This is a genomic window from Streptomyces sp. NPDC054794 (assembly GCF_053611585.1).
This window is the reverse complement of sequence record NZ_JBSHAQ010000040.1, coordinates 1-19,641: the sequence shown is the minus strand read 5'-3', so window position 1 is coordinate 19,641 and position 19,641 is coordinate 1. Positions and strand designations below refer to the sequence as shown.

The 19,641-nt window shown below is 70.5% G+C and carries 21 protein-coding genes and 1 pseudogene; 20 read left to right on the top strand and 2 right to left on the bottom strand.

Going from position 1 to position 19,641, the window contains the following annotated elements:
• The first annotated feature begins 128 nt into the window (after nucleotides 1–128).
• The 12 genes and pseudogenes from rplS to ACWGKT_RS33295 all read left to right on the top strand — a co-directional run bounded on the left by rplS (nucleotide 129) and on the right by ACWGKT_RS33295 (nucleotide 9,936).
• On the top strand, nucleotides 129–479 hold the full coding sequence (rplS, locus tag ACWGKT_RS33350) for a 50S ribosomal protein L19 (protein ID WP_030346458.1): 351 nt from the start codon (nucleotides 129–131) through the stop codon (nucleotides 477–479).
• A 45-nt stretch (nucleotides 480–524) separates the two neighbouring features.
• Complete coding sequence (lepB, locus tag ACWGKT_RS33345; RefSeq protein WP_356147043.1) at nucleotides 525–1,226, top strand: signal peptidase I; 702 nt, start codon at nucleotides 525–527, stop codon at nucleotides 1,224–1,226.
• Nucleotides 1,219–2,307, top strand: a pseudogene (gene lepB, locus ACWGKT_RS33340) (signal peptidase I); the annotation flags it as partial. The gene lepB (ACWGKT_RS33345) and the pseudogene lepB (ACWGKT_RS33340), both read left to right, overlap by 8 nt.
• Nucleotides 2,198–3,079: a signal peptidase I gene (lepB, locus tag ACWGKT_RS33335; RefSeq protein WP_356147046.1), complete on the top strand. Its 882-nt coding sequence runs from the start codon at nucleotides 2,198–2,200 to the stop codon at nucleotides 3,077–3,079. The pseudogene lepB (ACWGKT_RS33340) and the gene lepB (ACWGKT_RS33335), both read left to right, overlap by 110 nt.
• Before the next feature lie 125 nt (nucleotides 3,080–3,204).
• A complete protein-coding gene (gene lepB / locus ACWGKT_RS33330) occupies nucleotides 3,205–3,966 on the top strand; it encodes a signal peptidase I (RefSeq protein ID WP_453276583.1) in 762 nt (253 codons plus the stop codon).
• Nucleotides 3,956–4,513: an NUDIX hydrolase gene (locus ACWGKT_RS33325; protein ID WP_453276582.1), complete on the top strand. Its 558-nt coding sequence runs from the start codon at nucleotides 3,956–3,958 to the stop codon at nucleotides 4,511–4,513. The genes lepB (ACWGKT_RS33330) and ACWGKT_RS33325 overlap by 11 nt, the downstream gene beginning before the upstream one ends.
• Before the next feature lie 56 nt (nucleotides 4,514–4,569).
• Complete coding sequence (locus ACWGKT_RS33320) at nucleotides 4,570–4,878, top strand: DUF2469 domain-containing protein (protein ID WP_003993268.1); 309 nt, start codon at nucleotides 4,570–4,572, stop codon at nucleotides 4,876–4,878.
• An 88-nt stretch (nucleotides 4,879–4,966) separates the two neighbouring features.
• On the top strand, nucleotides 4,967–5,329 hold the full coding sequence (locus tag ACWGKT_RS33315; RefSeq protein ID WP_235454615.1) for a YraN family protein: 363 nt from the start codon (nucleotides 4,967–4,969) through the stop codon (nucleotides 5,327–5,329).
• 1 nt (nucleotide 5,330) lies between these two features.
• The gene (locus ACWGKT_RS33310; protein ID WP_453276581.1) at nucleotides 5,331–6,956 is read left to right on the top strand and encodes a YifB family Mg chelatase-like AAA ATPase; all 1,626 of its coding nucleotides are present in this window, start codon (nucleotides 5,331–5,333) and stop codon (nucleotides 6,954–6,956) included.
• Nucleotides 6,953–8,113, top strand: a complete 1,161-nt coding sequence (gene dprA, locus ACWGKT_RS33305) for a DNA-processing protein DprA (RefSeq protein ID WP_453276580.1) — start codon at nucleotides 6,953–6,955, stop codon at nucleotides 8,111–8,113. Before ACWGKT_RS33310 ends, dprA begins: the two co-directional genes overlap by 4 nt.
• Nucleotides 8,114–8,426: 313 nt before the next feature.
• Nucleotides 8,427–9,269: an RNA polymerase sigma factor WhiG gene (gene whiG, locus ACWGKT_RS33300; RefSeq protein ID WP_356147063.1), complete on the top strand. Its 843-nt coding sequence runs from the start codon at nucleotides 8,427–8,429 to the stop codon at nucleotides 9,267–9,269.
• A gap of 109 nt (nucleotides 9,270–9,378) precedes the next feature.
• Nucleotides 9,379–9,936, top strand: coding sequence for a TetR/AcrR family transcriptional regulator (locus ACWGKT_RS33295; RefSeq protein WP_453276616.1), 558 nt, complete (start codon nucleotides 9,379–9,381; stop codon nucleotides 9,934–9,936).
• A 496-nt stretch (nucleotides 9,937–10,432) separates the two neighbouring features.
• On the opposite strand, the gene ACWGKT_RS33290 is transcribed toward ACWGKT_RS33295, so the two are convergent.
• The gene (locus ACWGKT_RS33290) at nucleotides 10,433–11,098 is read right to left on the bottom strand and encodes a murein hydrolase activator EnvC family protein (protein ID WP_453276579.1); all 666 of its coding nucleotides are present in this window, start codon (nucleotides 11,096–11,098) and stop codon (nucleotides 10,433–10,435) included.
• A gap of 281 nt (nucleotides 11,099–11,379) precedes the next feature.
• Here ACWGKT_RS33290 and rpsB point away from each other — a divergent pair, with 281 nt between their 5' ends.
• The 7 genes from rpsB (at nucleotide 11,380) to ACWGKT_RS33255 (ending at nucleotide 18,136) form a co-directional block, all read left to right on the top strand.
• The gene (gene rpsB, locus ACWGKT_RS33285) at nucleotides 11,380–12,309 is read left to right on the top strand and encodes a 30S ribosomal protein S2 (protein ID WP_453276578.1); all 930 of its coding nucleotides are present in this window, start codon (nucleotides 11,380–11,382) and stop codon (nucleotides 12,307–12,309) included.
• A 157-nt stretch (nucleotides 12,310–12,466) separates the two neighbouring features.
• Complete coding sequence (tsf, locus tag ACWGKT_RS33280; protein ID WP_453276577.1) at nucleotides 12,467–13,303, top strand: translation elongation factor Ts; 837 nt, start codon at nucleotides 12,467–12,469, stop codon at nucleotides 13,301–13,303.
• Between the two features lie 192 nt (nucleotides 13,304–13,495).
• Complete coding sequence (pyrH, locus tag ACWGKT_RS33275; protein WP_235454622.1) at nucleotides 13,496–14,254, top strand: UMP kinase; 759 nt, start codon at nucleotides 13,496–13,498, stop codon at nucleotides 14,252–14,254.
• 143 nt (nucleotides 14,255–14,397) lie between these two features.
• The gene (gene frr, locus ACWGKT_RS33270; protein WP_069783545.1) at nucleotides 14,398–14,955 is read left to right on the top strand and encodes a ribosome recycling factor; all 558 of its coding nucleotides are present in this window, start codon (nucleotides 14,398–14,400) and stop codon (nucleotides 14,953–14,955) included.
• The gene (locus tag ACWGKT_RS33265) at nucleotides 14,955–16,094 is read left to right on the top strand and encodes a phosphatidate cytidylyltransferase (protein WP_356147079.1); all 1,140 of its coding nucleotides are present in this window, start codon (nucleotides 14,955–14,957) and stop codon (nucleotides 16,092–16,094) included. Before frr ends, ACWGKT_RS33265 begins: the two co-directional genes overlap by 1 nt.
• A gap of 191 nt (nucleotides 16,095–16,285) precedes the next feature.
• On the top strand, nucleotides 16,286–16,747 hold the full coding sequence (locus ACWGKT_RS33260) for an SRPBCC family protein (protein WP_356147082.1): 462 nt from the start codon (nucleotides 16,286–16,288) through the stop codon (nucleotides 16,745–16,747).
• 138 nt (nucleotides 16,748–16,885) lie between these two features.
• Nucleotides 16,886–18,136: a cytochrome P450 gene (locus tag ACWGKT_RS33255; RefSeq protein ID WP_453276576.1), complete on the top strand. Its 1,251-nt coding sequence runs from the start codon at nucleotides 16,886–16,888 to the stop codon at nucleotides 18,134–18,136.
• Between the two features lie 77 nt (nucleotides 18,137–18,213).
• Here ACWGKT_RS33255 and ACWGKT_RS33250 read toward each other — a convergent pair whose 3' ends face one another.
• Entirely contained in the window at nucleotides 18,214–18,567 is a 354-nt protein-coding gene (locus ACWGKT_RS33250) for a DUF6233 domain-containing protein (RefSeq protein WP_453276575.1), read from the bottom strand.
• Nucleotides 18,568–18,953: 386 nt separating this feature from the next.
• Between ACWGKT_RS33250 and ACWGKT_RS33245 the strand changes: the two genes are divergently transcribed.
• On the top strand, nucleotides 18,954–19,526 hold the full coding sequence (locus tag ACWGKT_RS33245; protein WP_453276574.1) for a DUF4232 domain-containing protein: 573 nt from the start codon (nucleotides 18,954–18,956) through the stop codon (nucleotides 19,524–19,526).
• The last annotated feature ends 115 nt before the right edge of the window (nucleotides 19,527–19,641 follow it).

The following is a 19,641-nucleotide window of genomic DNA, read 5'->3' as shown; positions in this document are numbered from 1 at the left end:
CTGTGCGTCCGTCCGGCGTGCGCCCCTGCCGCAGGGGGACACGACGTCCGCCCCGACCCGCACGGCAGTCCTCATGGAAACCTAGTTGCCGTTGATGACCTGTGGCATCAGCGAAGAAAGCAGACGAAATGTCTCACCTGCTCGACTCCGTCGACTCCGCCTCGCTGCGCAGCGACATCCCGGCCTTCCGTCCGGGTGACACCGTCAACGTCCACGTCCGCGTCATCGAGGGCAACCGCTCCCGTGTGCAGCAGTTCAAGGGCGTTGTGATCCGCCGCCAGGGCTCCGGTGTCCGTGAGACCTTCACGGTCCGCAAGGTCTCGTTCTCCGTCGGCGTCGAGCGCACCTTCCCGGTGCACACCCCGATCGTCGAGAAGATCGAGCTCGTCACCCGTGGTGACGTGCGTCGCGCCAAGCTGTACTACCTGCGCGACCTGCGCGGCAAGGCCGCGAAGATCAAGGAGAAGCGCGAGAACTGAGCGGTCCTCGGAGTTCGCAGCGGGGCCGGATAGCATCTGGCCCCGATGGACACCGAAGCACAGCCGACGGAGCGCGACCGCTCCTCCCGCCCCGCCACGCGAGGTCCGGAGGGACGGTCGCGTTTCGCGTTGGTGCCGCGGCTCGCCGATCTGGTGCCGGGCGGACGGATCACCCTCACCGTCTTCGTCTGCCTGGCGTTCCTGCTGCTCCTCAACACGTTCGTGGTGCAGCCGTTCCAGATTCCCAGCGGATCCATGGAGCAGGGATTGAGGATCGGAGACCGCGTTCTCGTAAATAAGTTGGCGTACCGTTTCGGTGCCGAGCCGCGGCGCGGCGATGTCGTCGTGTTCGACGGCACCGGGTATTTCGGGGACGCCGACTACATCAAGCGCGTTGTGGGTGTAGGGGGAGACCACGTGGTGTGCTGCGACAAGAAGGCGAGGATCGAAGTGAACGGCCGGCCGGTCGACGAGACGGCGTTCCTCCATCCCGGGGACCGCGCGTCCACTGTGCCCTTCGACGTCGTCGTGCCCGAAGGCAGGCTCTTCCTCCTCGGCGACCACCGCAGCGACTCCAGCGACTCCCGCGACCACCTGGGCTCGCCCGGCGGCGGCATGGTCCCCGTCGGCGACGTGATCGGCCGGGCCGACTGGATCGCCTGGCCGTACGGCCACTGGACGCGCATCCGGCGTCCCGCCGCCTACGCGCACGTGCCCGCAGCCGTCGGGGAGGGTGCGCATGGGTAACCGTGGCAAGCCGCGCGGGGTGGTCGGCAACGCCGCCGACAACCTGCTGCCCACCGGGGTCCGGCGCGCCTCCTCCTCGTCCGGCGGCCGTACCCGCGCGGAGCGCCGCAAGCTCCAGCGCAAGGTCAAGCGCAAGCGCAGGCACTCGGCCGTCCGGGAGATCCCGCTCCTGGTCGGTGTGGCCGTCCTGATAGCGCTCGTCCTGAAGACCTTCCTCGTCCAGGCGTTCGTCATCCCGTCGGGCTCCATGGAGCAGACGATCCGGATCGGCGACCGCGTCCTGGTCGACAAGCTCACCCCGTGGTTCGGCTCCAAGCCGCAGCGCGGGGACGTCGTCGTGTTCCACGACCCGGGCGGCTGGCTCAACGACGAACAGACGGCCAAGAAGAACGACCCCGTCGTCGTCAAGCAGTTCAAGGAAGGCCTCACCTTCATCGGCCTGCTGCCCTCCGACAACGAGAAGGACCTCATCAAGCGCGTCATCGGCGTGGGCGGTGACCACGTCAAGTGCTGCGACGCGCAGGGCCGGGTCACCGTCAACGGCGTGCCGCTCACGGAAGGGGACTATCTCTATCCCGGCAACGCCCCCTCCCTGAGCCCCTTCGACGTCACGGTGCCCGAGGGGCGCCTGTGGGTGATGGGCGATCACCGGGGTGACTCCGCGGACTCCCGTTTCCACCAGAACACGGCCTACAAGGGCACCGTCTCCGTGGATTCGGTGGTCGGCCGGGCCAGATGGATCGGTTGGCCCTTCGGGCACTGGACGAGCCTGCAGGAACCTAAAACCTTCGCAAGCGTTGCCGACTCCGTGTCGGGGACGACTGCGGCCCCTCCGCCGTCGCATAGGGTTGCCCCTGACGATCCGAAGGCAATGACCGAACTCCCGACCCCTGCGGAACTCCCGCTCGTTATGGGAGTGGTGGGCCTGCACCGACTATGGGGCAGGCGGCGGCACAGAGTAAGGAGTTGGCGTGGGGGATGTGGCGGTTGGCGCTCGATCCGGGCACGACGGCGAGGAGCATCGCGGGCACCCCGCGGAAGACAAGGTCCCCGCGGCGGACGGCGCCATGACCTCCGGGAACGCTTCCGGAGCGGATGGGGACGGCATGGAGTCCGGTGGCCCGTCCCGGACGAACGCGAACGGCGACGGCGAGGGCCCCGGCGGCTCGGCGTCCAAGCCGAACAAGCCGCGCTCCTTCTGGAAGGAGCTGCCGATCCTGATCGTCATCGCCCTGGTGCTGGCGCTGCTGATCAAGACCTTCCTGGTGCAGGCGTTCTCGATCCCGTCCGACTCGATGCAGAACACCCTGCAGCGGGGCGACCGTGTCCTGGTCGACAAGCTGACCCCGTGGTTCGGCTCCGAGCCCGAGCGCGGCGAGGTCGTCGTCTTCCATGACCCCGGCAACTGGCTGAGGGGCGAGCCGACGCCCGAGCCCAACGCCGTGCAGAAGGCGCTCAGCTGGATCGGTCTGATGCCCTCGGCGGAGGAGAAGGACCTGATCAAGCGCGTGATCGGGGTCGGCGGCGACACGGTCGAGTGCCAGGGGACCGGCCCGCTGAAGGTCAACGGCAAGGCGCTGAACGAGCCGTATGTGTACCCCGGCAACACGCCGTGCACCGACGACACCACCGGCGGTCAGTTCAAGGTCAAGGTGCCCAAGGGCTTCATCTGGGTCATGGGCGACCACCGGCAGAACTCGCGCGACTCGCGGTACAACCAGGACGACAAGTACCACGGCATGGTGCCGGTCGACGACGTCGTCGGCCGCGCGATCGTGAAGGCCTGGCCGATCAACCGCTGGGGCACCCTGCCGGTGCCCGACACGTTCGACCAGCAGGGTCTGGACAAGTAGGCGTCCGCCGCCGCAGGACTGCCCCACACGCCGAGGCCGCCGTGCTCTCCCCGTGATCCAAGATCTCGGGGAGATCACGGCGGTTTTTTTCGTCGCGCGATATGGTTCCCGGCGCGGACCGTGGAATGGGAGTGGACGTGGCAGCTGCTGGACACGACAACGGGAAGTCGAACACCAATCTGGGCGGCATACTGTCCGGTCTGGCCGTGGCGCTGGGCCTGGTGCTGTTCCTCGCGGGGTTCGGATGGGCGGCGGTGGTCTACCGGCCGTACACCGTGCCCACCAGTTCGATGGCGCCGACGATCAACATCGGCGACCGCGTCCTGGCCCAGCGCGTCGACGGCGGCGAGGTGCGCCGCGGTGACGTCGTCGTCTTCCGCGACAAGTCCTGGGTCACCAACGCGAACGTGGTCAAGCGCGTCGTCGCGGTCGGCGGTGACACGGTCTCCTGCTGCACCGAGGGCAAGCTGACCGTCAACGGCAAGCAGATCGAGGAACCGTATCTGCCCAAGGGCAGCCTGGCCGAGATCAAGAACTTCCCGACGGTCAAGGTGCCCCAGGGCCGGCTCTTCCTCCTCGGTGACGAGCGCCAGGGCTCCCTGGACTCCACCGCCCACCTCACCGACGCGGCCAGCGGCACCGTCGCGCGCAGTGCCGTGAGCGCCCGCGTGGACGCCGTCGTCTGGCCGATGAACGGCATGCTGAAGCAGCCCACCGGCTTCGAGACCCTCGGTGCCCTCTCCCAGCCCGGCCCGCTGCGCATCATCGTCCTCATGGTCGTCGGCGGCGCCGTGCTCGTCCTCGGCGGCGGCGCTTACGGCCCGATCGCCAAGCGGATGGGCCGCTCCCGCGCCCGTTCGCGGACGGAGCCCGTCAGTGCCGGCTGAGGCCACGGACGCGGACGGGACGGCCGCCACGGGCCCCGCCCAGGGCGAGCCCGAGGGCGGCCCGCGCCAGGTCGCCCGGGTGGTGCTGCTCGACCCCGAGGACCGCATCCTGCTCCTCAACGGCCACGAACCGGACGACCCGGCCGACGAGTGGTGGTTCACGCCCGGCGGCGGTGTGGAGGGCGAGGAGACCCGGGAGGAGGCCGCGCTGCGGGAACTCGTCGAGGAGACCGGCATCACCGAGGTCGAACTCGGTCCGGTGCTGTGGCGGCGCAGGTGTTCCTTCCCGTTCGCCGGCCGCCGCTGGGACCAGGACGAGTGGTACTACCTGGCCCGGACGACCGATACGCCCAGTGTGGTGCCCGCGGCCGCGGGTCTGACGGAACTGGAGCGACGCAGTGTCGCGGGTGCGCGATGGTGGACGTGTCAGGAACTGACCCGGGCGCATGAGACGGTGTATCCGACCAGACTCGCCGAGCTGCTGCGCAGGCTGCTCGACGAAGGTCCCCCGGCCAAGCCCGTCACCCTTGACACGGAAATCGTCTAGGGGCGCGCGAGACTGGCGCACAATGGTGGGATCGCACGGCTGAAGGGGAACATGCCATGAGCGCCGAGGACCTCGAAAAGTACGAGACCGAGATGGAGCTCAAGCTCTACCGGGAGTACCGCGATGTCGTCGGTCTGTTCAAATACGTGATCGAGACCGAGCGGCGCTTCTACCTCACCAACGACTACGAGATGCAGGTGCACTCGGTCCAGGGCGAGGTGTTCTTCGAGGTCTCGATGGCCGACGCCTGGGTCTGGGACATGTACCGGCCGGCTCGCTTCGTGAAGCAGGTGCGTGTCCTGACGTTCAAGGACGTGAACATCGAAGAGCTGAACAAGAGCGACCTGGAGCTCCCGAGCGGGTGACGGAGTTGTCCACAACCGCTGAGTAACCCACCAAGATCCACTTCTCTTGGCGGGGCGCGGGACGGTTGGCGCCGGAGGTGGTGCCGACATGAACGCACGCAGTGCACTCGGCAGGTACGGCGAGGAGCTGGCCGCGCGCCGGCTGACCGGGGCCGGCATGACGGTCCTGGAGCGCAACTGGCGCTGCGGCCGGTCCGGGGAGATCGACATCGTGGCCCGGGACGGCGACGCGCTGGTCGTCTGCGAGGTGAAGACCCGGCGCGACGGTGGCTACGAGCATCCGATGGCCGCGGTGACCCCGGAGAAGGCGGCCCGGCTGCGCGACCTGGCAGAACGCTGGATCCAGGCCCATGGCGGCGCCCCGCCCGGCGGCGTCCGCATCGACCTGATCGGCATCCTGCTCCCCGACCGCGGCGCACCCGTCGTCGAGCACGCGCGGGGGGTGGCCTGACATGGGATTCGCCCGTACGTGCTCGGTCGCGCTGGTCGGCGTCGAAGGCGTGGTGGTCGAGGTCCAGGCGGACCTGGAGCCCGGGGTCGCGGCGTTCACGTTGGTGGGGTTGCCGGACAAGAGTCTGACCGAGAGCCGTGACCGGGTGCGGGCGGCCGTCGTGAACTCGGGCGGCGAATGGCCGCAGAAGAAGCTCACGGTCGGTCTCAGCCCCGCGTCGGTGCCCAAGGCGGGCTCCGGCTTCGACCTGGCCATCGCCTGCGCGGTGCTCGGCGCGGCCGAGCGGATCGATCCGCACGTGCTCACCGACATCGTGATGATCGGCGAGCTGGGGCTGGACGGCCGGGTGCGTCCGGTCCGGGGCATCCTGCCCGCGGTGCTCGCCGCGGCCGACGCCGGATACGAGCAGGTGGTGGTGCCGGAATGCGCCGCTGCCGAGGCCTCACTGGTGCCGGGGGTGTCGGTGCTCGGCATCCGCAGCCTGCGCCAGCTCATCGCCGTCCTGACGGACGAGCCGGTGCCCGAGGAGGAGCCGGATGCTCAGGGCCGCCCGGACCCGCTCCTGGCCGGCCTGCGGGTGCCCGGCACCGGGGCGGCCACCGGCATGCACAGCCTGCGCGCCGCGCAGCACGACCAGGACCACGACCTCGCCGACGTCGTCGGCCAGCTCTCGGCACGGACGGCCGTGGAGGTGGCCGCCGCGGGCGGGCATCACCTCTTCCTGGAAGGCCCGCCCGGCGCGGGCAAGACCATGCTCGCGGAGCGCCTGCCCGCCGTGCTGCCCCGGCTCAGCCGCGTGGACTCCCTGGAGGTCACGGCGGTGCACTCGGTGGCCGGGCTGCTGCCCCCGGGCAAGCCCCTCATCGACGTCGCGCCGTACTGCGCCCCGCACCACTCGGCGACGATGCAGTCGCTCGTCGGCGGCGGTCCCGGCATCGCCCGCCCCGGTGCCGTGTCGCTCGCCCACCGGGGAGTGCTGTTCCTGGACGAGGCGCCGGAGTTCCACAGCCAGACCCTCGACGCCCTGCGGCAGCCCCTGGAGTCGGGGCACGTCGTGATCGCCCGCAGTGCGGGAGTGGTGCGGTTCCCGGCGCGGTTCCTGATGGTGCTCGCGGCCAACCCGTGCCCCTGCGGTCGCTTCTCGCAGCGGGACACGCTGTGCGAGTGTCCTCCGTCGACGATCCGCCGCTATCAGGCACGGCTGTCCGGACCCCTGCTCGACCGCGTCGACCTGCGCGTCGAGGTCGACCCCGTCACCCGGGCCCAGCTCACCGCGCCCGGCGCCCGGGGCGAGTCGACGGCGACGGTCGCCGACCGGGTCCGGGCGGCGCGGGCGCGGGCGGCCGCGCGCCTCGCCACAACCCCGTGGCGGACCAACAGTGAAGTGCCCGGCAGGGAACTGCGCAGCCGCTGGCACGCGGCGATCGGCGCCATGGACGAGGCCGAACGCAACCTCGAACGCGGCGTGCTCACCGCCCGGGGACTCGACCGCGTCCTGCGGGTCGCCTGGACGGTGGCCGATCTCCTCGGTCACGACCGGCCCGACGCCACGGACGTCGCCCTGGCCCTCCAACTCCGCACCGGCGTTCCACGCGGCGTGCCCATGGCCATCGGGGCCCTGACGTGAACGGAGGCGACGATCCGGACACCGACCTGCTCTCTCGCGTCTTCCTCACCCGTGTCATCGAACCCGGTGACGAGACCGGCGGGCGCTGGCTGCGGGAGTGGGGCGTGGCGGAGGTGGCGCGGCGGCTGCGGGACGGTGGGGAGCCGTTGCCCGGGGTGAGCGGTACGCGGTGGGCCGGGCTGGTGGCCCGGGCCCGGCGGGCCGAGCCCGGGCGGGATCTGGAGGTCGCGCGGGCCGCGGGAGTGCGCTTCGTGGGCCCCGGGGACACCGAGTGGCCCGGTCAGCTCGACGACCTCGGCGACACCCGCCCCCTGGGACTGTGGGTGCGCGGCCGGCCCAGCCTGCGGATGTGGGCGATCGGCTCGGTCGCCCTCGTGGGCGCCAGGGCCTGCACCGAGTACGGCGCCCACATGGCGTCCACACTGGCCGCCGGGCTCGCCGAGCGCGGCTGGGTGGTGGTGTCCGGCGGCGCCTACGGCGTCGACGGCGCCGCCCACCGGGGCGCCCTCGGCGCGGGCGGCGCCACCGTCGCGGTCCTGGCCTGCGGGGTCGACCGGCCCTACCCGCGCGGCCACACCGAACTGATCAACCGGATCGCGGAACAGGGCCTGGTGGTGGGGGAGTTGCCACCCGGCGATCACCCGACCCCGAGCCGCTTCATCCTGCGCAACCGGGTGATCGCGGCGCTCACCCGGGGCACCGTGGTCGTGGAGGCCGCCTACCGCAGCGGCTCGCTGGTCACGGCGCGGGCGGCCCAGCGCCTGGGCCGGTTCACCATGGGCGTCCCGGGCCCCGCCACCAGCGGACTCTCCGCGGGCGTGCACGAGCTGCTGCGCGGCGAGGCGGTGCTGGTCACCGACGCCGCGGAGGTCGTCGAACTGGTCGGCGACATGGGCGAGCTCGCTCCGGCCAGGCGCGGCCCCGTACTGCCCCGTGACCTGCTGAGACCCGCCGCCCGTCGGGTCCTGGACGCCCTGCCGGCGGGCCGGCCCGTGGCGCCCGGGGAGATCGCCCGCGGCGCGCAGACCACGCGGGACGAGGCGCTCGCGAAGCTGTACGAACTCCGATCACTTGGATATGTCGAACGACACGGCGATGGCTGGAAGTTGACACGCCAGGCGATGATCTCGGTCCCGGACGGTCGCAGTCGATGCTGACCGAGCGTGTTCGGCCGTCCGGGGGAACCCCCGACGCCCTTGGGATTTCGAGGAGTTGGGCCCTCCGGGTGGTCACGTACAGCGACGCCCGGGAGAGGTCGGGGTGCGCCGGGGGGCGCATCCGCGCAGGGGTGGTGCCTCGCCGTTCGCACACCGCGACTCCCCAGTCACGCTACGCTCACGAAGACCCCGACGCAGAACGCGCCAACTCGACACCAGACCGACAGCTCACCCAGTCCCACACCTTCACCCCCCATCGCACTCCTTCACCCCTCTTCGCGGCACTTCACTGCAGAACGGCACAAGGCGACGAATGCCCCAGCACACCTCCGGGTCCGACCGGGCGGCGCTCCCCCCAGCCGCCCGTGACGGTGGCAGCATGCGGCGGCCCGCTCCCTCGACGCTCGACGAGCTGTGGCGGTCGTACAAGGCGACGGGGGACGAGCGGTTGCGGGAGCAGCTGATCCTGCACTACTCGCCACTGGTGAAATACGTGGCGGGACGGGTGAGCGTCGGTCTGCCGCCGAACGTGGAGCAGGCCGATTTCGTGTCCTCGGGGGTGTTCGGGCTGATCGACGCGATCGAGAAGTTCGACATCGAGCGGGAGATCAAGTTCGAGACCTACGCCATCACCCGGATCCGCGGCGCCATGATCGACGAGCTGCGGGCGCTGGACTGGATCCCGCGCTCGGTACGGCAGAAGGCGCGGAATGTGGAGCGGGCGTACGCGACCTTGGAGGCCCGGCTCAGACGCACGCCGTCGGAGTGCGAGGTGGCCGCCGAACTGGGCATCGAGGTGGACGAACTCCACTCGGTCTTCAGCCAGTTGTCGCTGGCCAACGTGGTCGCCCTGGAGGAGCTGCTGCACGTCGGCGGCGAGGACGGGGACGGGCTGAGCTTCATGGACACGCTGGAGGACACCGCCGCCGACAATCCGGTGGAGGTGGCCGAGGACCGGGAGCTGAGACGGTTCCTGGCGCGGGCCATCAACACGCTGCCGGAGCGCGAGAAGACCGTCGTCACGCTCTACTACTACGAGGGGCTCACGCTCGCCGAGATCGGGAACGTGTTGGGGGTCACCGAGAGCCGGGTCAGCCAGATCCACACCAAGTCGGTGCTGCAGCTGCGGGCGAAACTGGCCGGCTTCGGCCGCTGAGCCGACCGGTCGGCGGGGGCGGAAGTCGGCGTGGGTGGTGTGGAGTGCCTCCCGCCCGGGGTGGCGCGTCCGTACAGTGGTTGACGTGCCAAGGATTCGAGCGGCCTCCGTGGCCGAGCACCGGTCGATGCAGCGAGCCGCCCTGCTGGACGCGGCTCGCTCCCTGCTGTCCGAGGGCGGGACGGAGGCGCTGACCTTCCCTGCCCTCGCCGAGCGGACAGGGCTGGCGCGGTCGTCCGTATACGAGTACTTCCGGTCACGGGCCGCCGTGGTCGAGGAGCTGTGCGAGGTCGACTTCCCGGTGTGGGCGGCCGAGGTCTCGGCGGCGATGGAGCGGGCGGAATCGGCCGAGGGCAAGGTCGAGGCGTATGTGCGCCAACAGCTCGCCCTGGTCGGCGACCGGCGCCACCGGGCCGTCGTGGCGATCTCGGCGACCGAACTGGACGCGGGGGCGCGCGAGAAGATCCGCGCCGCCCACGGCGGACTCGTCGCGATGATCGTCGAGGCACTGGCGGAGCTGGGACACGAGCAGCCCCGACTGGCGGCCATGCTCCTCCAGGGCGTCGTCGACGCGGCCGTACGCCGCATCGAACTCGGCGCGGCGGAGTCCCCCACCGACATCACGGCCGCGGCGGTGGCGATGGCCCTGCGAGGCGTACACGGCTGAGGCCCAGGGGCCAGAACAGCGGTGCGGCGCATATCGCCAGTGGCGCTGCGCGGGCGGGGGCGGCAGGTCGGCGTCGGCGTCGGCGTCGGCCCGGGACCGGGCAGCGGGATGGCGAATGCCGGCAGCGCGGTGCGCCTGTGCGGGCAGTGGCGTGCGCTGACACCGGCGCCGGCCCTGGGCGGGTGGTAGCGGGGCGAATGCCGGCCAGGCGGTGGTCTCACGCGGGCGGGCGGCAGGTCGGCGTCGGCGCCCGCCCTGGACGGGGCAGTGGGATGGCGAATCCCGGCACTGCGGTGGGCCTGCGCGGGCAGCGGCGTGCCGCCACCGGCGCCAGCCCCGGGCGGGCAGCGGCGGGGCGAATGCCGGCCAAGCAGTGGCCTCACGTGGGCCGCGGCAGATCGGTGGCGGCGCCAGCCCTGGGCCAGGTCAGGCAGCGACCCCGGTCGCTGGTCGGTGGCGGTGTGCTGGGCATCCGTAGCACCGGCCCAGCCCAGCCCTACGCACCAGCCCAGCCCTGCGCGGGCACCGGCACCCCCAGCACTGGTAGCAGTCTCGGCGGCCCCCCGTTCAGGAGCCACGGGGGCAGTAGGGACAGGGGGTTCAGGTACGTCTTGCCTCTCCGTAGGCCCCAGTGGAGGCATGTGGTCGTGCAGTGGGAGCCCGTGGGCTCCAGGGTGCCCACGGTCTCGCCCGCCGCCACCTCGTCACCCTTGTGGACCGAGGCGGTCACCGGCTCGTAGGTCGTTCGCAAATCTGTTCCCCCGAGCTCCACGGACACCACGCCACGGCCCGCCACCCGGCCCGCGAAGGACACCCGGCCGGCCGCCACCGCCCGTACCGGAGTCCCGGGGGCCGCGCCCAGGTCCACGCCCCGGTGACCGCGGCCGTACACCGTGGCCGGCGGCTCCCAGCCGCGCAGGACCGCCGGGCGCACCCCCACCGGCCAGGCGCGGCCGATCGCCGGTACCGGTGGCCCCGAGTCGCCGGGGCCGGGCGTCGGCGGATCCGCCCCGGCGGTCCCGACCGCCCAGGCCGCCACCGTCGCCCGGGCCACCACCGTCGACGGGGCCAGGGCCGGCATCACCAGGCCCATCAGCACCACCACCACGCCCGGCAGCAGCCACGCCGCCCTCACCCACCGCACCGCTCGTGTCACAGACATGCGAGAACCGTCCCGCAACCCGATCGATCACGATCGCGATCTGGGGACAACTCACCGGTTGTGGACAGGGGCGTCACCCAGCGCCTCCCCGGTCCCGTACACTTCTGATGGCGACCCGGGCCACCGGGTCGACTTCGCACGCCCCGACACGACGCGCGACCGGAGACGGTCCGTTCGTGTCAGCGCCCCTCGGTCCTTCGCGGCACGGCGCACCGCGGGCGTCAGGCGCGGGTGCCGTCCGGCACCCGCGGCACAACCGAGAAAACTCAAGGAGAACGGCCATGGCCGTCGTCACGATGCGGGAGCTGCTGGAGAGCGGCGTCCACTTCGGTCACCAGACCCGTCGCTGGAACCCGAAGATGAAGCGCTTCATCTTCACCGAGCGCAACGGCATCTACATCATCGACCTGCTCCAGTCGCTGTCGTACATCGACCGCGCCTACGAGTTCGTCAAGGAGACCGTCGCCCACGGCGGCACGGTCATGTTCGTCGGCACGAAGAAGCAGGCGCAGGAGGCCATCGCCGAGCAGGCCACCCGCGTCGGCATGCCCTACGTCAACCAGCGCTGGCTGGGCGGCATGCTCACCAACTTCTCGACCGTCTACAAGCGTCTGCAGCGCCTCAAGGAGCTTGAGCAGATCGACTTCGAGGACGTCGCCGCGTCCGGTCTGACCAAGAAGGAGCTTCTCGTGCTCTCGCGCGAGAAGGCCAAGCTGGAGAAGACCCTCGGTGGTATCCGCGAGATGCAGAAGGTGCCCAGCGCCGTCTGGATCGTGGACACCAAGAAGGAGCACATCGCGGTCGGCGAGGCCCGGAAGCTCAACATCCCGGTCGTCGCGATCCTCGACACCAACTGTGACCCCGACGAGGTCGACTACAAGATCCCGGGCAACGACGACGCGATCCGCTCGGTCACCCTGCTCACCCGTGTGATCGCCGACGCGGTCGCCGAGGGTCTCATCGCCCGCTCCGGTGTCGCCACCCAGGGCAAGGGCGAGAAGGCCGCGGGCGAGCCGCTCGCCGAGTGGGAGCGCGACCTGCTGGAGGGCGAGAAGAAGGCCGAGCCGCAGGAGGCCGCCCCGGCCGCCGAGGCTCCTGCCGCTGAGGCCCCCGCCGCCGAGGCCCCGGCTGCTGAGGCCCCCGCCGCCGAGGCCCCGGCTGCTGAGGCCCCCGCTGCTGAGGCTCCCGCCGCCGAGGGCGAGCAGGCCTGACCGTCAGCGTCGGTGTTGACGGCGGGAGCGGGTGACATGAAGTCCGCTTCCGCCGTTCACCCGTCGGTCAGCGGAGCGTTCGCGGACCCCGTTACATGGGGTACGCAGACTCCGTAGATCTTCGATCTTCCAGACTTCGAGAAAGATTCTCAGACTCATGGCGAACTACACCGCCGCCGACGTCAAGAAGCTCCGTGAGCTCACCGGCGCCGGCATGATGGACTGCAAGAAGGCGCTGGACGAGGCCGAGGGCAACGTCGAGAAGGCCGTCGAGGCGCTGCGCATCAAGGGCCAGAAGGGCGTCGCCAAGCGCGAGGGCCGCTCCGCCGAGAACGGCGCCGTGGTCTCCATCATCGCCGACGACAACTCCTCCGGCGTCATCGTCGAGCTGAAGTGCGAGACGGACTTCGTCGCCAAGGGCGAGAAGTTCCAGGCCGTGGCCAACACCATCGCCCAGCACGTCACCAAGACCTCCCCGGCCGACATCGAGGCCCTGCTCGCCTCCGAGATCGAGCCCGGCAAGACGGTCCAGGCGTTCGTGGACGAGGCCAACGCCAACCTGGGCGAGAAGATCGTCCTGGACCGCTTCGCGCAGTTCGCCGACGGCTTCGTGCTTGCCTACATGCACCGCACGATGCCCGACCTGCCCCCGCAGATCGGTGTCCTCGTCGAGCTCGACAAGCCGAACGCCGAGGTCGCCAAGGGCATCGCCCAGCACATCGCCGCCTTCGCGCCGAAGTACCTGTCCCAGGCGGACGTCCCGGCCGAGGTCGTCGAGTCCGAGCGTCGCATCGCCGAGGAGACCACCCGCGCCGAGGGCAAGCCCGAGGCCGCGATCGCCAAGATCGTCGAGGGTCGCCTGGGCGGCTTCTTCAAGGACGCCACGCTGCTCGGCCAGCCGTACGCGCTGGACAACAAGAAGTCGGTCCAGAAGATTCTGGACGAGGCCGGTGTCACCCTGAAGCGCTTCGCGCGCATCAAGGTCGGCATCTGAGTCCGTACCGCGATCGAAGCACGACCCCGATAGGGTCGACAGCAGTCGTCCGGGCACACCGCCGCACCAAGGCACGTGGCGGACGGCAGCAGATCTGACGAGGAGGCCATTGCCGCGCATGGGAGCGAATCGCGACCCCAACCGGCAATGGCCTTCTTCGTATGTGCACCACGTAACAAAGGCGGGATCTCCATGACCACCAAGGCCCAGAAGAGCGACGACGGCAAAGTACGCGGCCGGTTTCTGCTGAAGCTGTCCGGAGAGGCGTTCTCCGGTGGCGGGGGCCTCGGCGTGGACCCCGACGTGGTGCACAAGATCGCCCGCGAGATCGCGGCCGTCGTCCGGGACGGCGCGCAGGTCGCGGTCGTCATCGGCGGCGGCAACTTCTTCCGCGGCGCCGAACTTCAGCAGCGCGGCATGGACCGCGCCCGCTCCGACTACATGGGCATGCTCGGCACCGTGATGAACTGCCTCGCCCTCCAGGACTTCCTGGAGAAGGAGGGCATCGACAGCCGGGTGCAGACCGCCATCACGATGGGGCAGGTCGCCGAGCCGTACATCCCGCTGCGCGCCGTACGGCACCTGGAGAAGGGCCGCGTGGTCATCTTCGGCGCCGGTATGGGCATGCCGTACTTCTCCACCGACACCACCGCCGCCCAGCGCGCCCTGGAGATCGACGCCGAGGCGCTGCTGATGGGCAAGAACGGCGTGGACGGGGTCTACGACTCCGACCCCAAGCGGAACCCGGACGCCGTCAAGTTCGACTCCCTGGGCTACGGCGAGGTCATCACGCGCGACCTCAAGGTCGCCGACGCCACCGCCATCACGCTGTGCCGCGACAACAAGCTCCCGATCCTCGTGTTCGAGCTCCTGGCGGAGGGCAATATCGCGCGAGCCGTCAAGGGTGAGAAGATCGGCACGCTGGTGGGTGACCAGGACAGCCGGGACTGACCATGGCTCCCCCGGTGCCCGACCGGGGGATGGACAATGTCCTGCCGGTCGGGAACCGTGCAGGAAGAAGACGCGACGCAGCCGGCCGCCGCCACCGTCAAGGAACCGCAGCCGGGCCTACTCAAGACACGCAGGAGCAAGTGGTGATCGAAGAGACCCTCCTCGAAGCCGAGGAGAAGATGGAGAAGGCCGTCGTGGTCGCCAAGGAGGACTTCGCCGCGATCCGCACCGGCCGTGCGCACCCGGCGATGTTCAACAAGATCGTGGCCGACTACTACGGCGCGCCGACGCCGATCAACCAGCTGGCTTCGTTCTCCGTGCCGGAGCCGCGCATGGCGGTCGTGACCCCGTTCGACAAGACCGCCCTGCGCAACATCGAGCAGGCGATCCGCGACTCCGACCTGGGCGTCAACCCGAGCAACGACGGCAACATCATCCGCGTGGTGTTCCCCGAGCTCACCGAGGAGCGCCGCCGCGACTACATCAAGGTCGCCAAGGGCAAGGCCGAGGACGCGCGTGTGTCCATCCGCTCCGTGCGCCGCAAGGCCAAGGACGCCATCGACAAGCTGATCAAGGACGGCGAGGTCGGCGAGGACGAGGGCCGCCGTGCGGAGAAGGAGCTCGACGACACCACCGCGAAGTACGTCGCCCAGGTGGACGAGCTCCTGAAGCACAAGGAAGCGGAGCTTCTCGAGGTCTGATGAACGACTCTTCCTGGGGCGCGCCGGCGCAGGCCGGTTACTGGGGGCCCACCACGCAGGCCCCTGACCAGGGGCATGTCCAGGGGGCTGCCCCGGCGGGTCCCGCGTACGATGCGCATGACGCCCAGCAGACTCGCCCCATGCCCATCGTCCCCGACGACGTACCCGCGTACGGCCCGGACCAGGATGACCACTCGGGGGCCGCTCGGCTGAGCGGCCCCTTGTTCCGCGACGAGACGCCGCAGGCGCAGCCCTACCGGGTGGCGCCGCAGAATCCGGAGCCCATGCCCGACGCCACGCAACCGGCGCCCGCACCGCAGAAGAAGTCTGCGGGCCGGGACCTCAGCGCGGCCATAGGCGTCGGCGTCGGGCTCGGCGTCGTGATCGTGGCGTCCTTGTTCATCGTCAAGGCCGTCTTCGTGGGCGTCGTGGCCGTCGCCGTCGTCGTGGGACTGTGGGAACTGACCAGCCGGCTCCAGGAGCGCAAGGGCATCAAGGCGCCCCTGGTCCCGCTGGCGCTCGGCGGAGCGGCGATGGTCGTCGCCGGGTACGTGCGGGGTGCCGAGGGTGCCTGGGTGGCCATGGCGCTGACGGCGCTGGCGGTCCTGGTGTGGCGCATGACGGAGCCACCCGAGGGTTATCTGAAGGACGTCACGGCGGGTGTCTTCGCGGCGTTCTACGTACCCTTCCTGGCCACCTTCGTCGCGATGATGCTGACGGCCGACGACGGTCCGTGGCGTGTGCTGACCTTCCTGCTCCTCACGGTCGTCAGCGACACCGGCGCGTACGCCGTCGGCTGGCGCTTCGGCAAGCACAAGCTCGCTCCGCGCATCAGCCCCGGCAAGACCCGCGAGGGGCTGCTCGGCGCGGTGGCGTTCGCCATGGTCGCCGGTGCCCTGTGCATGCAGTTCCTGATCGACGACGGCACCTGGTGGCAGGGCCTCCTGCTGGGCCTCGCGGTCGCGGCCAGCGCCACGCTCGGCGACCTGGGCGAGTCCATGATCAAGCGGGACCTGGGCATCAAGGACATGGGCACGCTGCTCCCCGGTCACGGGGGCATCATGGACCGGCTGGACTCGCTGCTGCCCACGGCCCCGGTGGTCTGGCTGCTGATGGTGGTCTTCGTCGGCTCCGCGTGAGTACGACGTGTCTCTTGAGTACGACGTGTTTCTTATGCGTACGGCGATGGGCCTCAGCTCCGTCAGGGCTGGGGCCCTTTGTCGTACCCGGGTAACGGGTGCGCGCTGCGATGGTGACGTGCACGACCCGGTGGGACGATCGGAAGTAAGCCCTCACGCGGGGAAACCCTGAGCGGATGGAGGAGGGCGTGATGTCCGCCTTCCACGAAGAGATCACCGTCGACTGCACTCCCGAGGATGTCTGGGCCTACGTCATCGATCCCTCCCACCTGCCGGAATGGCAACTGGGCACGGTGTCCGCGGAAAAGGTCGACGAGGGGGACCTCGGCCTCGGATCCCTGCTCCGCGTCATCCGGCACGTCGGCACCCACGAGGTACCGATGACCATGGAGGTCACCGAGTACGAACCACCCCACGTCTGGGGCATGCGCGGCATCGACGGCCCCGTCCGGGGGCTCGTCCGCGGCGAGATCACGCCCATCGACGGGGGCCGCCGCGCCCGCGTGTCGATGGACCTCGACTTCGAGGGCCACGGGTTCGGCAAGGTCCTGCTGCCCCTGCTCGTGCGCCCGCAGGCCCGCAAAGAGCTGCCGCGCAACGAGCAACTGCTCAAGGACCACCTGGAGCACACGGGCGCCGCCGGGGAGCAGTGAGACGTACGCGGCGAGACGTACGCGGCGACGCGTACACGCCGTACGCGGCGGAACCCGGATGCCGTACCACGAATGGCCGGACGGCACGGCCCGGCCGCACACTCCCGAAGGGGGCGACAGTTTCGGGAGTGGTGCGCGATGACCTACGACTCGGCCTCCGTCTCGGTCTCCGACACGCCTGAGCCGCCGGTGCGGTTCTGGCCCGTCGCCGACCTGCCCGGCCTCGACCCCGATCCGTTCCTGGACGAGGTGTTGCGCGAGGAGCCGATCACCCGGATCAAGCTGCCGTACGGGGACGGGGACGCCTGGCTCGTCACCCGGTACGAGGATGTCCGCTTCGTCACCGCGGACCCGCGTTTCTCCCGCGAGCAGCTCCTCGGCCGGTCCGTGACCAGCATGCGGCCGGAACCGGTGGCTTCGCAGACGGCCGGGCTCCAGTACATCGACCCGCCTCGGCACAACCGGCTGCGCCGGGTCGTCGCGCGGGCCTTCACGGGACGGAGCATGCAACGGCTGCGCCCGCTGGCCGAGGGGCGGGCGGCCGAGCTGCTCGACGTCATGGAGGCGGCCGGGGCACCGGCGGACCTCATGGAACACCTGCACGGCCCCTTCCCGATCGCGGTGGTCCGCGACTTCCTGGGCGTGGAGGAGAGCGACTGGCACCGCTGGGCCCAGACCGGCGAGGCGCTGCTGTCGGCGGGCTCGGACGCCAAGGGACGCGGCAAGGAGGCGAGCCAGAACACGCGCGCCCGGATCGTCGAGCTCCTGGAGCGCCGCCGCCGGGAGCCGCGTGAGGACCTGGCCGGAGTGCTGGCGCAGGCGGTGGAGGCCGGCGAGATCACGGACGACGAGGCGATCTCCCTCGCCACCGCGATCCAGGTCAGCGGCGGGCACGCGGTGCGCAACAACAGCGGCTCGATGATGTACGCGCTGCTCACCCACCCCGAGGAGATGGACCGCCTGCGGCGCGAGCCGGAACTCCTGCCGAAGGCCGTCGACGAGCTGTTCCGCTACGTCCCCCACCGCAACGGCGTCGGCATCCCTCGTGTCGCCACCGAGGACGTGGAGGTGGGGGGCCGGCTGATCCGTGCCGGTGACGTGGTCTACAACGCCTACGTCGCCGCCAACCGCGACCCCGAGGCCTTCGCCGAGCCGGACACCCTGGACTTCGACCGTGAGACCAACGCCCACCTGGCCTTCGGCCACGGCCCCCACCACTGCTTGGCCGCGATCATGGCCCGCATGGAGGCCGAGGTGATGATCTCCGCCCTCCTCACCCGCTTCCCCGACCTCCGCCTGGCCGTACCCCCCGCGGAGGTCGAATTCCAACGCCAGGGCCTGATCCGGGGCCCGAAGACGCTTCCCGTGATCTGGTCTGTCCGCGGTTGACCTTCATGCCGCCGTATCGGGGGCAGCGGTTGTCAGGTCGTGCTCCCGCTGCGGCGGCATTCGACGGCCGTACCGGCCTACTCAAGGAAGCCGAGTGCCGTATCAGGGCGGCATTGGCTGCACGCCGGCACGTGCCGGCGCAGTGCGTCGAGCGCCTGTGCTCGGGAGAGGCCGACGCATCGACCGCTCTTGGTCACCTTCCAACACCCGCCCGCATGCACCGCGACCAGGTTCTTCTTGTCCAGGCCGCGCTCGATCAGCCACTCCGGCGCCGGTGGCCGCACCTCCTCGCCCCGGCGCCGCTCCGCCTCCCGCCGCTGCTCCTCGGCGATCCACCGGTCGAGCTGCGCCAGAGCCGCCTTTGCCTGCTGGATCACGACACGGCGCGCGAAGTGCAGCAGCTCCAGGCGGGACGGCGATTCATCGGTCACGTGTTCGATTCTAGATTTCCGTGTGCCGATGAGCACCACGGCCCCGGCTGTCCCGTGCCACTGGATCTTGACCGTTTGCCATCGGACTTTGACGGACGCGAGTTTGTGTCATCGGAGTTTGATCACCGCAGGTCAGCGACTCGGCGCATCTTCGGTGCGCGCCGGGGGCGTGGTAAGACCCGTGGCGCGCTGGAGGTGCTTCCGTCTGCCCTGACGGCCATCTGCACGGGTGCAGCCTGTCGTCACCGTTCCGTCACAAGTAGTCGCCGCACGGAACCCTGCCGCTCTCCCGCCCTATCTGCACTCACGCACCACGACCACGCGTACCGCGGGGCAACAACCGACGACCGAAACCCGCGGACGAGACGACTCAGGGGGACGACAGCATGCGTCACAGCAACGGCATTCGCAGGGCGGCTCTGACGACGACGGCGGTCACGGCCGTCGCGGCGGCGGTGACCGGCATCCTGCCCGGCACCGCCATGGCGGCGAGCACCACCACCACCTCCACCCCGCCGCCCGCCTGCCCGGCCTCCGCCCTCCAGGTCAGCGCCTGGCAGGCCGTCCACCGGCCCGTCGGGACCGGGACCGGGGCGGCGGTCGTGCAGTTCACCAACGTCTCCCGGAGGACGTGCGTCCTGAAGGGCCATCCGACGGTCGCGGGCGCCGGCAACGGCTCCCCCGCCCACAACACCCCGCTCAAGGTCACCCCCACCGGCAGGGCGGCCACCGTGACGGTCCGGCCGCACGGCAAGGCGTGGGTGAAGCTGACCTTCGTCCAGGTCCAGGGGGAGGCCGACGGCTACTGCGTGTCGGGCAAGGACCCGGTGACGTATCCGACGATGGTCATCGGGCTGCCGCACTCCGGGAAGCACCAGGTCGCCCTGAACGACGGGTGGTGGGCCGAGTGCGACAACAAGGTGACCGTCACCCCGGTCTCGGCGGTCAAGCCTTCCTGACCCCCCGTCCCCACAAATCGAGCAGCCTGCATGACGATCGCGATGCTCTGACCTGCACGTTTACGAGGCACTGCACATAAGTGCAGGTCAGCGACTCAGCGCACCTTCGGTGCTG